Raw genomic sequence first — 14,185 nt, 5'->3', positions numbered from 1 at the left:
CGAAGGCTAGTGGGGCCGCCGCCGCACCGCAAGGGCCACAGGTCCCGTCAGCGCCCGCAGCCGGCGAACAGGTCGCGGTCGCGCTCGTACAGCGCGGTCTTCACCTGCATCAGGCCCAGTACCGACGGGAACACGTTGTCATGGTCCGTGTACTGGCTGGCGCGCCGCCGCACGCAGGCCAGGTCCAGCCCGCGGCTGGCGGCGAAGCCGGGCGAGAACCACATCGTCATCGGCACCCGGGTCTGTTCCTGCGGGGCGATCGCGTACGGCACCCCGTGCAGGTACAGGCCCTTCTCGCCGAGCGATTCGCCATGGTCGGACAGATAGATCATCGCCGTGTCGTAATCCTGCATGCCCTGCAGCGTGCCGATGGTGTGGGCCAGCAGCTGGTCGGTGTACAGCAGCGCGTTGTCGTAGCTGTTGGTGATTTCCTCGCGGCTGCACTTGCCCAGGTCCGGGGTGTCGCAGGTCGGGGTGAAGTGGCGGAAGCGGGTGGGGTAGCGCTCGAAGTAGCTCGGGCCGTGGTTGCCCAGCTGGTGCAGCACCACCACCCGGTCGCCCGGCGTTGCACGGACCTGTTGGGCGAGGTTGTCGATCAGGATCTCGTCCATGCAACGGCCGTTGGCGCACAGCGTGGGATGCGTTGCATCGTCCAGTGCCTGCATCGGCAGTCCTTCGCACACGCCCTTGCAGCCGGACTGGTTGTCGCGCCACAGCGTGCCGATGCCGGCGTGGTCGAGCACGTGCAGCAGCGACTGGTGCGCGTGGATCTTCTTCTCATCGTAATCGTGGCGGCCATAGGGCGAGAACAGGCAGGGCAGCGACACTTCCGTGCTGGTACCGCAGGAATGCATGTCCGGGAAGTTGATCGCGCTGGTCTGCGCCAGCTGCGGCGTGGTCTGCCGCGCGTAGCCGTTCAAGCCCCAGTTCTGCGCGCGCGCGGTTTCGCCCATCACGATCACCAGCAGCCGCGGCCTGCTGTCGGCCGCGCGCGGGGTGGCCTTGGCATCCAACCCGATCGGCAGCTTCGGTGCGCGCTGGATCGGGTTGTCGCCGCGCAGCGCCTTGGGCAGGCCCAGCAGGTAGTTGCCCGGCGTGGCCAGGTAGCGCACCTCGCGCTGGTTGCGCATCAGCGCCGACATTTCCTGGAACGACAGCAGCGAACCGCCCAGTGCGGTGGCGGCCGACAGCAGCAGGAAGCCGCCACGCCACAGCAGTGCCTTGCCCCAGCTGCGGCGCAGCAGCTGCAAGCGCCACAGTACGACCATCGGCAGCGCCGCGAGCAGCACCAGCGGGGCGATCAGGCTGGGAGTGATCAGTTCGCGGCTTTCCTTGTGGTCGGTCGCCAGCACGTTGCGCAGCATGTCCGCATCCAGGTAGATGTGGTAACTGCCCATGTAATGTGCGGCCATCGCCGTGCCCAGCAGCAGCACGCCGATCATCACCTTGGCGTTCCAGCGCCACACCAGCAGTCCCATCAGCAGGCTGTGCGCGCCGACCAGCAGCAACAGCAGCGAAAGGCCGAAGCGCAGGCTTCCCGGATGGGTGGCCATCGCGCTGTGCCAGAACAGGCCGTTGCAGGCCAGCGCGAAGAACATGCTGGTGAGCGCGATCAGGACTTCCGTGGACAAGGTTGGGCGCCAGTTGCGCACGGTGGTGAACGCGGAGAGGCCTGGCACTCGCGATGCGAGGGTGTTCACGCGCGGACTCCGCGGGCGTTGATGCGGCGTACCAGCAGGAACAACAGCAGCGACACCGTCCAGCAGGTCGCCAGCGTCCACAGGTCATGCGACAGGAAATGCGCGCCGCGCAGCTGCTGCGCGGCACCGAACACGCCGCCGGCGACCAGCCCCACGGCAAGGCCACGCCATCGCCATGCCGGGCGCACCAGCAGCGCGAAGAAGTACAGGCTCACCCAGGCAAACCCGGCGCTGGAATGCCCGGCCGGGAAGCACACCCCGCGCGGCATGTCGTGCGGGCGGGAGGCGAACAGGCCTACGTACTCGCGCAGGCCGCCATAGCGCGCCAGGTCCCACGGGCAATCCATGTTGGTGAGCGACTTCAGCAGCGACACCACGCCGGTGCCCAGCGCGACGGCCATTACCAGGTACAGCAGCGGCCAGCGCCATGCGGCCGCGCGTTCGTGGCGCCAGGCGTGGAAGCACAGCACGAGGGTCAGCAGCGTTGCCGCTGCGCTCAGCCACTTGCCACCCTTGTGGATCAGCTGGCTCGTCGCCCATGCGTTCTGCAGGAGCCAGTGATGGCCTTCCATGCGGTACAGCTGGTCCGCAAGCCACTGGTCACCCCCGCCCGCCATCAGCACGGCACTGGCGGCCAGCACGGCCAGCAGCGGCCAACCGAGATGGCGGCGCAGGAAGCCGGACGCCTGCGCGGGCGCATCGGAAGCAAGCGGGACAAGTGCAGGGGAAGCAGGAAGCATCAGGCAGGGCCGGCGGGGAAACCGGCGCCATGGTCGTCAGCGGCGTGTCGGAGACCGGTCGGAGCGATGTTCCCCGCGCGTTAATCGGCCGCGCCGTGCATCCGCGATTCAGTCACCGTCGTCCACGCCGGCGGCTGCATCCTTGGACAGTTCCGCGTGGCAGGCTGCATTCCATGCCGTGCCGGGTACCAGCCACCAGCGGTTGCGGTTGGCACTGCCGACCATCACCGCCTGCGCGCGATCCACGCAGGGACTGATCGCCTGCTCCAGCACCAGCAGCCAGCGCTCGTGCGGCGCCTGCGCCAGCCACGGGCCCGCGTCATGCCACTGTTCGTCCCAGGGGCGCTTGAACCCGAAGTCGGTCACCGGCCGGTCGGCCTGCAGCAGGTTCTGCTCGCGCCAGGCCAGCGCGCCCAGCTCGGCCGACGGGCCCATCCGCTCGCCGACCTGCTGCATCAATGCCGACGAAGAACTGTACGGACCCAATGCAGGCATCAGGCCCCAGCCGTGCAGGTTCCACAACAGCACCGCAGTCAACACAGCAAGCATGCCGGCACGCCGCTGGCGAAGCCAGGCGGCCAGCAGCAGCACCACAATGCCGAAGCCAAGCAGCCACGCCCCGAGTACCGGCAGCAGGGTTTCTGGCATGCCGCGCTTGGCCAGCTGCGCATGCGCCCAGGCACCGTCGCCCAGCAACTGCGCGCCGATCCCCAGAGCCGCCGCGCCCAGCACCAGCACGTAGGCCAGCAGCAACCAGCGCGGACCAGGCCGGCGCAGCAGGCCGGGCAGCAGCGGGGCGGCGGCCACGCACAGCGCCGGCAGCATCGGGAAGATGTAGACCTCGCGCTTGCCGGGGCTGGCACTGAAGAACACCAGCACCAGCAGCGCCCAACCGAGCAGGAGCCAGTAGCGTCCATCCAGGCGCTTCAGGCGCCTCCACCACGCCGGAGCCAGCGCGGGCAGCAGCAGGCTGCCGGGCAGCCACAGGATGGCGATCACCTGCAGGTAGTACCAGGCCGGCTGCACGTGGTGCCAGGCATTGGCATCGCGGGTGCCGGTCTGCTTGAACAGGAGTTCGCGGGCATAGCCCTGCAGCTCGGGCGCGGGGTCATTGAGCAGCGCGATCCCAAGTGGACCCAGCCACACGGCGGTGCCGAGTAGGAATGCGGGTATCAGCCACAGCATTGAACGCGCGCGGGGCAGGGCAGCGCCAGGCCGCAGCTGGCCCTGCCAGCGCCACAGCGCCCACGGCAGCAGCACCAGCAGCGGCAGGAAGCCCACGCCCTTGGTGACCGTGCCGAGGCCCGCAGCGAACCCGGCCACCCACAGCATGCGCGTGTTCGGCCGTTCCAGCAGGTGACGCAGCAGCGCCCACAACGACAGGGTGGTGAGCGTGACCAGCACCATGTCGATCTGCGCGCGCTTGGCCATCAGCCCGAACTGCAGGCAGCTGGCCAGCGACAACATCGCCCACCACGCGACGCGCCGGTTCCACAGGCGCCGGGCCAGGTCCCAGCTCAACCACAGCGTGGCCAGCCCGGCCAGCAGCGAGGGCAGCAGGAAGGCCAGGTTCCAGTGGCCGATCAGCTGGTAGGTGGCCGCCTGCATCCACATGAACAGCGGCGGTTTTTCGGCGTAGAGTTCGCTGCCCCGGTGCGGCAGCAGCCATTGGCCGGTCTCGACCATGGCCCGGGCGGCCAGCACGAAGCGCGGCTCATCCGGTGGCGTAGGAGCGCGCAGGCCGATTCCCGCCGCAAGGGCCAGCAACAGGGCAAGGCAGGTGAGCAGTTGCCACCGATGGCGCGTCAGTAGTGTCGGCAAGGGGGCATGGGGTTCCCGGAAGAGCAGGCACTTTCGCCGAAGCAATGTAAGAAAAGCGTCGAATCGGGGCAATTGCGACTGGATTCCGACATTCCCGGGGCTACCATGCGGCCATCACCCCCGAGTTCCCGACGCATGCGGCTCCTGGTCATCGAAGACAACCGCCAACTGGTCGCCAACCTGTTCGAGTATTTCGAAGCGCGTGGCCATGTCCTCGACGTCGCCCCCGATGGCGTCACCGGCCTGCACCTGGCCGCCACCCAGAACTACGACGCGCTGATCCTGGACTGGATGCTGCCGCGCATGGAAGGCCCCGACGTGCTGCGCCGCCTGCGCGTCGAGCACGGCTCGGAAGTGCCGGTGATCATGCTCACCGCGCGCGACGAACTGCCCGACAAGATCGCCGGCTTCCGCGCCGGCGCCGACGACTACCTGACCAAGCCGTTCGCCCTGCCGGAACTGGAAGTCCGGCTGGAAGCGCTGCGCGTGCGCGCGCAGGGGCGCAACCCGCGCAAGGTGCTGGAAGTAGCCGATCTCACCCTGGACCTGGCCACGCTGGAAGCGCAGCGCGACGGCCAGGCCCTGCACCTGTACCCGGCCTGCCGCAAGCTGCTTGAAGTGCTGATGCGCGCCAGCCCGGCGGCGGTCACCCGCCAGCAGCTGGAGTTCGCGCTGTGGGGCGATGAGCTGCCCGACGGCGACCTGCTGCGTTCCCACATCTACGAACTGCGCCGCAGCGTGGACGGTCCGTTCCAGCACAAGCTCATCCATACCCTGCCGCGCGTGGGGTATCGCCTGGGTGCGCCGGCCACCGAAGGCCACGATGAAACTGCGTAAGCCCGCGCCGCTGCACCGGCGGCTGGTCTGGTGGCTACTGGGCTACCTGGCGTTGATCTCCCTGGCGGTGTTCAGCGTGGGCAACTACGTGCACGAGCATGCCGAGCATTCGGCGTGGCGCGCACTATTGAACTCCGAACTGGACAGCATCGTCAGCCACATCGAACACGAACCGCATTACCGCTGGCAGGACTCGGACACGTTGCGCCTGTTCACCGTCGATGACAGTCCCGGTGTTCCGCCGATCCTGCGCACCCTGCATCCGGGCCTGCACGACGGCGTGGAAATCGCCGGCCGCGCCAGCGCGGTGATGGTGCGCGACACCGCCGGGCAGGGGCGGCTTGCACTGGTGCTGGACATCAACGACTTCCACGACCTGGAAGAATTCGCCACCCGCTGGGTGATGCTGGCCAGCGTGGTGATGATCGTAGTGACGGTGGTGATGGCCTCGTTCGGTGTCAGTCGCCTGGTCAGCCCGCTGCGCTCGCTGGCCCGGCATATCGACGGCCTCAAGCCCGGCGTGCCTGGCCAGCGCGTCGAAGTCGACCCGCGCGGCAGTTCCGAGCTGTACGTCATCGCCGCCGCACTCAACGACTACCTGGCCCGCAACGAACAGTTCGTCGAGCGCGAACGGGTGTTCATCAGCACCGCCAGCCACGAACTGCGCACCCCCATCGCGGTGATCACCGGCGCCGCCGAACTGGCGCTGGAGCAGCCCGCGCTGCCCGACCGTGCGCGCCAGCAGATGCAGCGCGTGCACCGCACCGCCCAGGGCGTGGAGCAGCTCATCCAGCTGCTGCTGGTGCTCGCGCGCGAACCGGCGCGCCTGGCCGCGTTGAAGGAACGCATCCCGCTGGACCAGCTGGTGCCGGACATCATCGAAGACCATCGCCACCTGATGGGCGACAAGGACCTGCAGATCGCCGTGCAGGGCCTGGCCAACGTGGACATCATCGCGCCGCTCGGCGTGGTCCAGGCCGCGATCGGCAACCTGCTGCGCAACGCCATCGAAAACAGTGGCCGCGGCACCATCACCATCAACGTATCCGACCGTGCCGTGGTCACCCTGCAGGATCCCGGCGAAGGCATGAGCCCTGAAGAAATTGCCGCGGTCTACGCGCGCATGGCCCGCGGTGATCGCAACGGACAGAGCGGCATCGGCCTCGAACTGATCGCCCGCCTGTGCGAACACCTCGGCTGGGCACTCACCATCGAACAGAGCGAACCGCGCGGTACCCGCGTCATCCTCGACCTGAGCGCATCGCTGCCAGGGTAGGCGTGGCAGTGCGCGGCAGCGCAACGTGGCATGTGGTGAAGAGAGTGTTAAGCTCAAAAAGGCGTCGCATCATGCGGCGCTTTTTTTTGCCCTTTCGATCGACAGAGGATCGCATGCCGACCGAACCCAGTACTGCCCTCATCACCAACGACATCGTTGGCCTTGGCCTGATCGCCGCCACCCTGGCCCTGATTTTCTGGGCCGCCAGCGGCCCGACCCCCCTGCTGAAGAAAATCTTCGCCTGGGTGCCCGCCCTGCTGCTGTGCTACTTCATCCCGGCCATCTACAACACCGCTGGCCTCATCGACGGCCACGACACCGCCCTCTACAACCCCATCGCCCGCGACGTGCTGCTGCCCGCCGCCCTGGTGCTGCTCACCCTTTCCATCGACCTCAAGGGCATCCTCAAGCTCGGCCCCAAGCTGCTCATCGTGTTCTGCGCCGGCACCTTCGGCATCATGCTAGGCGCCGTGGTGTCGTTCCAGCTGATGTCCTGGATCCACCCGGAAACCGTCGCCGGCGACACCTGGGCCGGCATGGCCGCACTGGCCGGCAGCTGGATCGGTGGCGGCGCCAACATGGTCGCCATGCGCGAAGTATTCGGTACCGACGCCACCACCTTCGGCCAGTTCGCCGTCGTCGACGTCGCCTGCGCCAGCCTGTGGATGGCCGTCCTGCTGTTCCTGGCCAACCGCGCCACCCAGATCGACGCCCGCAACGGCGCCGACACCCGCGCCATCGACGAAATGAAAGCGCGCATCAGTGCCTATGAGGCCCAGAATGCCCGCATTCCCAGCCTCACCGACCTCATGCTGATCGTCGGCGTCGCCCTCGGCGGCGTCGGCCTGGCCCACGCCATCGCCGCCCCCCTGAGCGCCTGGTTCAAAGCCCACATCAGCTGGGCCAGCCAGTTCAGCCTCGACAGCGCCTTCGTCTGGGTGGTCCTGCTCTCCACGTTGCTCGGCCTCGGCCTGAGCTTCACCCGCGCACGCCGGCTCGAATCGGCCGGCGCATCCCGCCTGGGCACCGTGTTCCTGTACTTCCTGATCGCCTGCATCGGCATGCAGATGGACCTGCTGTCCCTGCTGGATCGCCCGTGGCTGTTCCTGCTCGGCGTGATCTGGATGCTCACCCACATCCTCGTCCTGTGGACCGTCGCCAAGCTGGTCAAAGCGCCCCTGTTCTTCTTCGGCATCGGCTCGATGGGCAACATCGGCGCGGCGGCATCGGCGCCGGTGGTGGCGGCAGCATTCCATCCCAGCCTGGCGCCGGTGGGAGTGCTCCTGGGAACAGTCGGGTACGCCACGGGAACCGGTCTGGCATACGTAACCGGCTTGATCCTTAAATGGATGGCCGGAGCGTAACGACACCATCAGCATGGTGAGGGCCGGCCAACGGCCGGCGCTACCGCGTTTTCGTTCCGTCCCGCCATAGCCGATGGAAATGAAGAGCCAAAGAAAAGGCGGCGCAGATGCGCCGCCTTTTCGGTTTTGAATCCACCACCAATTAAATCAACAGCAGCGACCCCCATTACGGCCGCCGTAACGCGCTTCCTGGCGCTCGCGGAAGAACGTCTTGTAGTCCATCGGCGTGCGGTCCGGATGCTTCTCCAGCACGTGCCGCACGTAGTTGTCGTAATCGGGAATCCCGCAGCACAGACGTGCCGTCTGCACCAGGCGCCGCCAGATGCGGCGGTGCGCCTGGTACTGCCCGACCGGAACCAGACCCGTGCTCATCACAGGTCCGCCATCTGGTGCGGCTGCAGCGCCACGTATTCCGTCTCACGGTCCGTGCGCTGCGGCGTACGGCGTGCCACCACGATCGTCTTGATCGCATAGGCCAGGATCGCGAACACCACGAACAGGAACAGCACCGTCAGACCCGTGTTCACGTACGCGTTCACCACGATCTGCTGCATCTGCCCCACCGTCTTGGCCGGTGCCGTGATCGTCCCGCTCGCAATCGCATCCTGGAACTTGTGCGCCTGCGCCAGGAAGCCCTGCGCCGGATTGCTGTCGAAGATCTTGATCAGCCCCGCATACGTCGTGCAGATCAGCAGCCATACCGCCGGCACCGCCGTCACCCACGCATAGCGGTCACGCTTCATCTTGAACAGCACCACCGTACCCAGCATCAGCGCGATACCCGCCAGCATCTGGTTCGAGATGCCGAACAGCGGCCACAACGTCTGGATGCCACCGAACGGATCCACCACGCCCGTGTACAGCAGGTAGCCCCACAGCGCCACGCAGCCCGCCGTCGCGATGATGTTCGCCGTCCACGACTCGGTCTTCTTCAGCGCCGGGATGAAGTTGCCCAGCAGGTCCTGCAGCATGAATCGGCCCGCACGCGTACCCGCATCCACCGCCGTCAGGATGAACAGTGCCTCGAACAGGATCGCGAAGTGGTACCAGAACGCCATCATCGCGTTGCTGCCACTCGGGATCGCCTGGTGCAGGATCTGCGCGATACCCACCGCCAGCGTCGGCGCGCCACCCGCACGGTGCAGGATCGTCGGCTCGCCAATCGCCGCCGCCGTCGCCTCCAGCTGCTCCGGCGTGATGGTGAAGCCCCACGTCGTGGTGATGTAGTGTGCCGCCGAGACCGCATCGGCACCGATCACCGCCGCCGGGCTGTTCATCGCGAAGTAGATGCCCGGATCGATGATCGATGCCGCCACCAGCGCCATCACCGCCACGAACGATTCCATCAGCATGCCGCCGTAACCGATGTAGCGCATGTGGCGCTCATTGGCCAGCAGCTTCGGCGTCGTGCCCGACGCGATCAGCGCATGGAAGCCCGACACCGCACCGCACGCAATGGTGATGAACAGGAACGGGAACATCCCGCCCTTCCACACCGGACCATCGCCGCTGGCCGCGAACTGCGTCAGCGCCGGCATCTTCAGCTCCGGCATCACGATCAGGATGCCGATGGCCAGCGCCACGATCGTGCCGATCTTCAGGAACGTCGACAGGTAATCGCGCGGGGCCAGCAGCAGCCACACCGGCAGCACCGAAGCCACGAAGCCGTAACCGATCAGCATCCAGGTGATCTGGATCCCGGTGAAGGTGAAGGCCGGGCCCCAGACCGGGTCCGCCGCCACCTTGCCGCCGTACCAGATCGCCAGCAGCAGCAGGATCAACCCCACCACCGAAATCTCGCCGATCTTGCCAGGGCGGATGTAGCGCATGTAGATGCCCATCAGGATCGCGATGGGCATCGTCGCAATCACCGTGAACATGCCCCACGGGCTTTCCGCCAGTGCCTTCACCACGACCATCGCCAGCACCGCCAGGATGATGATCATGATCAGGAACGCGCCGAACAACGCGATGGTGCCAGGCACCTGGCCCATTTCCTCGCGCACCAGGTCACCCAGTGAACGCCCGTTGCGGCGGCTGGAAATGAACAGGATCATGAAGTCCTGCACCGCGCCGGCCAGCACCACGCCCACCACCAGCCACAGCAGGCCGGGCAGGTAGCCCATCTGCGCCGCCAGCACCGGGCCCACCAGTGGCCCCGCGCCGGCGATGGCCGCGAAGTGGTGGCCGAACAGCACGTGCTTGTTGGTGGGCACGTAATCCAGGCCATCGTTGTTGATCACCGCGGGCGTGGCCCGGGTGGGATCGAGCTGCATCACCTTGTCGGCAATGAACAGGCTGTAGAAGCGATAGGCAATGAGATAGATGGAGACTGCGGCGACCACGATCCACAGCGCGTTGATGTGTTCGCCCCGCCGCAATGCGACGGTGCCAAGACAGAATGCGCCGAGCAGCGCGAGCGCCGCCCAACCCAGCTTGGAAAAACCTTTCATGAGATTGCGTCTCCCTGAAGAACTCCGTAAGGGTCCGCCCTGGCAGTGACCGGGTCAATGCGCCTGCGGAGGCTTGCCGCTAGTACTTTGGTCGTACACGGGTACAGAACACCACGCTTGGAACAATCGGTTGCGGGCATGACGGTTGGCGCCTCCGGGGGCTGCGCCCATCTTGTATCCATCTTCCTTTCGCCGGAGTCAACATGAGCAGCCCAACCCCGGTGCGCGTGCAGCGCACCATCCGTGGCATGGCCACCTCCGACGGGGCCGGCGTGCGCCTGACCCGGGTCATCGGTGGTCCCTCGCTGCCGGACCTGGACCCGTTCCTGCTGCTGGATGAATTCGGCACCGATCGCGCCGAGGACTACATCGCCGGCTTCCCCAGCCACCCGCATCGCGGCTTCGAGACCGTGACCTATATGCTCGACGGGCGCATGCGGCACAAGGACAACCACGGCAACGAAGGCCTGCTCACCCCGGGCAGCGTGCAGTGGATGACCGCCGGCCGCGGCCTGGTGCATTCCGAAATGCCCGAGCAGGAATCGGGGCAGATGCGCGGCTTCCAGTTGTGGGTGAACCTGCCGGCGCGCGACAAGATGACCGATCCCAAGTACCAGGAGTTCGCGCCGGACCGCATCCCGCTGGCCCAGCCGGCGCCGGGCGTGCAGGTCAAGGTGATCGCGGGGCAGGTGGGCGACACGGTCGGCCCGATCGTGCAGCCGGCCACCGATCCGCTGTACCTGGACGTGCAGCTGGACGCAGGCACGGCCTGGGATTACGTGCTGCCGGAAGGACATAACGCGTTCGCCTATGTGTTCGAAGGCGGGCTGACGATTGGCGACGGCGATGACGCGCGTCCGGTCGACCGGCAGGAAATGGCGGTGCTCGGTGGCGGCGAACTGCTGCAGCTGCGCGCGGGCGCCGGTGGAGCGCGATTGATCCTGGTCGCCGGCCGGCCGTTGCGGGAGCCGGTGATGCGTCATGGCCCGTTTGTGATGAACACCAGGCAGGAACTGATGCAGGCCTTCGTGGATTTCCAGGAAGGCCGCTTCTGAAACAAGGCAGCGCCGGCCGTTGGCCGGCGCTGGCCACCCGCGTGCCGGCCAACGGCCGGCGCTACCGGGTGTCACCGCTCGGCGGCGACCGCCGACGGATTGAGGTTCATGCCCTGCGACAACGTCTGCAGCGTGCGCAGTTCGCTGGCGTCGCTGGGATACAGCGAAATCTGCGCGTAGCGGTTCTTGTCGAACTTGACCACGGTCATACGGCGGGTGGCATACCCCGGCGGCTGCTGTCCGCCCAGGTCAGGCTGGTACCAGTACAGCGACTCACCGGCGAAGTTGCCCTTTTCCTGGCGCAGCGGGCGGGCCAGCGGAATTTCCGGGTCGCGCCCGGTGAGCATCATGGTCATCACCTCGCGCCCGTCTGCCGCAGTGGCCTTGCAGAGCACGTAGGTGGCCGCAGACTGTTCCTGCCACTGCAGGCCGCTGGATTCGGGCAGTGCCGGGCATTTGGCCGCCGATTGCGCCGTGGCGGTGCCGGCCGTCAGTGAAAGGCCAAGGAATATCAAGGCGTGCAGGATCTTCATGCGTTCCCCCAAGTGTGCAAGTAGCCGTGCCGTCCCCTGCGGGCGCTTCCGGTGGCCAAGCGTTCCCTGGCCGATGTGCTGCGCATGCCCCATGCGCGTACCGGAAGGACCCGTCAGGTGACGGTCTGGTGATTTCGACCTTAACGGAATGTGACCGGTTCTTCAAATAACCGTTTCAAATGTTTCTGAACGCGGTTAGCGGTCGCCGTCGATGGGAACGTCGCTGGCGCCCATCCACTTGTAGGCGATCCCGCCGATCAGCCCGCCCAGCAGCGGGGCCAGCCAGAACAGCCACAGCTGGCCAAGCGCGCCGCTGCCGGCGAACACCGCCACGGCAGTGGAGCGGGCCGGGTTCACGGAGGTGTTGGTGACCGGGATGCTGATCAGGTGGATCAGGGTCAGGGCCAGGCCGATGGCGATCGGGGCGAAGCCCGCCGGGGCGCGGCCGTGGGTGGCGCCCATGATGACGACCAGGAACAGGGCGGTGAGCACCACTTCGCACAGGAAGGCGGCGGCGACGCTGTAGCCACCGGGCGAGAGTGCGCCGTATCCGTTGCTGGCGAAGGCACCTGCCTGGCTGCCGTCGATCTGGAAGCCGGGTGCGCCGGAGGCGATCTGCAGCAGGATGAAGCCGGCCAGCAGGCCGCCCAGCACCTGGGCGACGATGTAGGGCAGCAGGTCGCGCGCCGGGAAGCGCCCGCCGACCCACAGGCCGACGCTGACAGCGGGGTTGAAGTGGGCGCCGGAGATGTGGCCGAACGCGTAGGCGCCGGTCAGGACGGTGAGGCCGAAGGCCAGTGCGACGCCGAGGAAGCCGATGCCCAGCGGGTTGCCCTCACCGCCGAATTTCGCTGCGAGGACGGCGCTGCCACAGCCGCCGAGAACCAGCCAGAAGGTGCCGAGGAATTCGGCGGCAAGACGCTTGCCCATGCTCATTGAAGATCTCCACGGATGCCCAGGGGGAATCACGTCGGAAATCGGATGATGCAACGCGCGCGCATTACGCCGGCAGTGGAATGAACTCCTTGTCGTCGCCGGGAATGTTGCCGAAAGCCCCCGATTCCCAATCGTGCTTGGCCTGCTCGATGCGTTCCTTGGAACTGGAGACGAAGTTCCACCAGAGGTGGCGCGGTCCGTCCAGCGGTTCACCACCGAGCAGCATGGCCTTCAACGGGGTCTTGGCGCGCAACCGGCCACGTGCGCCGGCTTCGGGAATGATGAGATGCTGGGCGGGCAGATCGACGCCGTCGAGCTGGGCCTCGCCTTCCAGGATGTAGAGCGCGCGTTCGACGTGGCCGGTATCGAGGTCGAGTTCGGCACCGGGGTCGAGGTCGATGGCGACGTTGAGGGTGTCGGCAAAGACTTTCACGGGGGATTCTTCGCCGTAGGCGCGACCGGCGATGACGCGCAGCCAGGCGCCGTTGCGGCGCTGCTCGGGCAGGGTGGCGGCGGCGTGGTGGTAGAAGGCGGGCGCGGTTTCTTCATACGCCTTCGGCAGTGCGACCCAGGTCTGCATGCCGTGGATGGGGTGGTCGTGTTCGCGCTCCACCGGCGGGGTGCGTTCGGAGTGGGCGATGCCGCGGCCGGCGGTCATCCAGTTGACGTCGCCGGGGCGGATCACCTGGTCGGAGCCGAGGGTATCGCGGTGGCCGATGGCGCCGGACCAGAGGAAGGTGACGGTGGCCAGGCCGATGTGCGGGTGCGGGCGGACGTCGATGCCGGCACCGGCGCCCATGACGGCGGGACCCATCTGGTCGACGAACACGAACGGGCCGACGCTGCGCGCCTGGATGCTGGGCACGGCGCGGCGGACTTCAAGGCCGCCGATGTCATGGACGCGCGGGGCGATGATGGTCGTCATGCGGGCTTTCTCGCTGGCGGGGGACAGGTTGGAAGGATGGCACGCGCGCAGGGCGGTTTCATGGCCCGTTCGGGTAACAGGTTGTTCCAGTCAACCGCAGGTCGCCCGCGTTACATGTTGGTGGGTTGACCTGGATCCGAATGGGCCCGTGGTGGGTTAATCCCGATCCCAATGGGCCCGTATGAATTCGTAGCCCCGGCCGTTGGCCGGACACCGCGCAGCGCGGCCCAGGTTTCCGAACACCGTGGTTCATCGCCCGCGACCATCCACCCGACGTTTGGACCATACCGAAATCGTGTTTCAGGCGTTCATGACCCCGGACGGACGGCTTCGGAACGTTTAAACGCCGGGTGGATGGTGGCGATCGTTGCGCAACCGCCTTCGGATGCTTGGGCCGCGCTGCGCGCGGTGTCCGGCCAACGGCCGAGGCTACGAATTGTTACGTAACGTCCGCAGATCGGGATCAACCAACCAGAGGCCAGTGACCGTTACCGGCCCATTGGGATCGGGATCAACCAACCAACGGCAAACAGAAACGCCACCGG

General features: G+C 67.0%; 12 protein-coding genes. 4 read left to right on the top strand and 8 right to left on the bottom strand.

The window, feature by feature from the left end; all coding sequences use genetic code 11:
• Nucleotides 1–47 precede the first annotated feature (47 nt).
• From BAY15_RS14075 to BAY15_RS14065, 3 genes are all read right to left on the bottom strand, one after another.
• On the bottom strand, nucleotides 48–1,700 hold the full coding sequence (locus BAY15_RS14075) for a phosphoethanolamine transferase (RefSeq protein WP_068853642.1): 1,653 nt from the start codon (nucleotides 1,698–1,700) through the stop codon (nucleotides 48–50).
• Nucleotides 1,697–2,440 carry a phosphatase PAP2 family protein gene (locus tag BAY15_RS14070; RefSeq protein ID WP_068853641.1) on the bottom strand — a complete coding sequence of 248 codons (744 nt, stop codon included), beginning with the start codon at nucleotides 2,438–2,440 and terminating at the stop codon, nucleotides 1,697–1,699. The genes BAY15_RS14075 and BAY15_RS14070 overlap by 4 nt, the downstream gene beginning before the upstream one ends.
• A 108-nt stretch (nucleotides 2,441–2,548) precedes the next feature.
• Nucleotides 2,549–4,261 carry an ArnT family glycosyltransferase gene (locus BAY15_RS14065; protein ID WP_068853640.1) on the bottom strand — a complete coding sequence of 571 codons (1,713 nt, stop codon included), beginning with the start codon at nucleotides 4,259–4,261 and terminating at the stop codon, nucleotides 2,549–2,551.
• Nucleotides 4,262–4,396: 135 nt separating this feature from the next.
• On the opposite strand from BAY15_RS14065, the gene BAY15_RS14060 reads away from it, so the two are divergent.
• The 3 genes from BAY15_RS14060 (at nucleotide 4,397) to BAY15_RS14050 (ending at nucleotide 7,738) form a co-directional block, all read left to right on the top strand.
• On the top strand, nucleotides 4,397–5,098 hold the full coding sequence (locus BAY15_RS14060; protein WP_068853639.1) for a response regulator transcription factor: 702 nt from the start codon (nucleotides 4,397–4,399) through the stop codon (nucleotides 5,096–5,098).
• Complete coding sequence (locus tag BAY15_RS14055; protein ID WP_068853638.1) at nucleotides 5,085–6,374, top strand: sensor histidine kinase; 1,290 nt, start codon at nucleotides 5,085–5,087, stop codon at nucleotides 6,372–6,374. The genes BAY15_RS14060 and BAY15_RS14055 overlap by 14 nt, the downstream gene beginning before the upstream one ends.
• A gap of 113 nt (nucleotides 6,375–6,487) precedes the next feature.
• Nucleotides 6,488–7,738, top strand: coding sequence for a DUF819 domain-containing protein (locus tag BAY15_RS14050; RefSeq protein WP_068853637.1), 1,251 nt, complete (start codon nucleotides 6,488–6,490; stop codon nucleotides 7,736–7,738).
• Between the two features lie 147 nt (nucleotides 7,739–7,885).
• Here BAY15_RS14050 and BAY15_RS14045 read toward each other — a convergent pair whose 3' ends face one another.
• Entirely contained in the window at nucleotides 7,886–8,110 is a 225-nt protein-coding gene (locus BAY15_RS14045; protein WP_068853636.1) for a YbdD/YjiX family protein, read from the bottom strand.
• Entirely contained in the window at nucleotides 8,110–10,191 is a 2,082-nt protein-coding gene (locus tag BAY15_RS14040; RefSeq protein WP_068853635.1) for a carbon starvation CstA family protein, read from the bottom strand. Before BAY15_RS14040 ends, BAY15_RS14045 begins: the two co-directional genes overlap by 1 nt.
• Before the next feature lie 203 nt (nucleotides 10,192–10,394).
• Between BAY15_RS14040 and BAY15_RS14035 the strand changes: the two genes are divergently transcribed.
• Nucleotides 10,395–11,246 carry a pirin family protein gene (locus tag BAY15_RS14035; RefSeq protein WP_068853634.1) on the top strand — a complete coding sequence of 284 codons (852 nt, stop codon included), beginning with the start codon at nucleotides 10,395–10,397 and terminating at the stop codon, nucleotides 11,244–11,246.
• A gap of 71 nt (nucleotides 11,247–11,317) precedes the next feature.
• Here the strand turns inward: BAY15_RS14035 and BAY15_RS14030 are convergent, their stop codons facing one another.
• The 3 genes from BAY15_RS14030 to BAY15_RS14020 form a co-directional block, all read right to left on the bottom strand.
• Entirely contained in the window at nucleotides 11,318–11,779 is a 462-nt protein-coding gene (locus tag BAY15_RS14030) for a hypothetical protein (protein ID WP_068853633.1), read from the bottom strand.
• Between the two features lie 195 nt (nucleotides 11,780–11,974).
• Entirely contained in the window at nucleotides 11,975–12,715 is a 741-nt protein-coding gene (gene aqpZ, locus BAY15_RS14025; RefSeq protein ID WP_083214195.1) for an aquaporin Z, read from the bottom strand.
• Nucleotides 12,716–12,779: 64 nt separating this feature from the next.
• Nucleotides 12,780–13,640 (bottom strand): pirin family protein, encoded by an 861-nt coding sequence (locus BAY15_RS14020; protein ID WP_068853632.1) that lies wholly within the window; start codon nucleotides 13,638–13,640, stop codon nucleotides 12,780–12,782.
• Nucleotides 13,641–14,185: the final 545 nt, after the last annotated feature.

This window comes from Stenotrophomonas rhizophila (assembly GCF_001704155.1).
Classification (GTDB): Bacteria; Pseudomonadota; Gammaproteobacteria; order Xanthomonadales; family Xanthomonadaceae; genus Stenotrophomonas; species Stenotrophomonas rhizophila_A.
The sequence above is the reverse complement of the archived record's forward strand: the minus strand, read 5'-3'. Positions and strand labels throughout refer to the sequence as shown.

Bases quoted from the DNA above. Each gene is read 5' to 3' on its own strand.
- BAY15_RS14030 (WP_068853633.1), bottom strand. From the start codon at position 11,779: ATGAAGATCCTGCACGCCTTGATATTCCTTGGCCTTTCACTGACGGCC.
- BAY15_RS14040 (WP_068853635.1), bottom strand. From the start codon at position 10,191: ATGAAAGGTTTTTCCAAGCTGGGTTGGGCGGCGCTCGCGCTGCTCGGC.
- aqpZ (WP_083214195.1), bottom strand. From the start codon at position 12,715: ATGAGCATGGGCAAGCGTCTTGCCGCCGAATTCCTCGGCACCTTCTGG.
- BAY15_RS14035 (WP_068853634.1), top strand. From the start codon at position 10,395: ATGAGCAGCCCAACCCCGGTGCGCGTGCAGCGCACCATCCGTGGCATG.
- BAY15_RS14045 (WP_068853636.1), bottom strand. From the start codon at position 8,110: ATGAGCACGGGTCTGGTTCCGGTCGGGCAGTACCAGGCGCACCGCCGC.
- BAY15_RS14055 (WP_068853638.1), top strand. From the start codon at position 5,085: ATGAAACTGCGTAAGCCCGCGCCGCTGCACCGGCGGCTGGTCTGGTGG.
- BAY15_RS14060 (WP_068853639.1), top strand. From the start codon at position 4,397: ATGCGGCTCCTGGTCATCGAAGACAACCGCCAACTGGTCGCCAACCTG.
- BAY15_RS14070 (WP_068853641.1), bottom strand. From the start codon at position 2,440: ATGCTTCCTGCTTCCCCTGCACTTGTCCCGCTTGCTTCCGATGCGCCC.
- BAY15_RS14020 (WP_068853632.1), bottom strand. From the start codon at position 13,640: ATGACGACCATCATCGCCCCGCGCGTCCATGACATCGGCGGCCTTGAA.
- BAY15_RS14050 (WP_068853637.1), top strand. From the start codon at position 6,488: ATGCCGACCGAACCCAGTACTGCCCTCATCACCAACGACATCGTTGGC.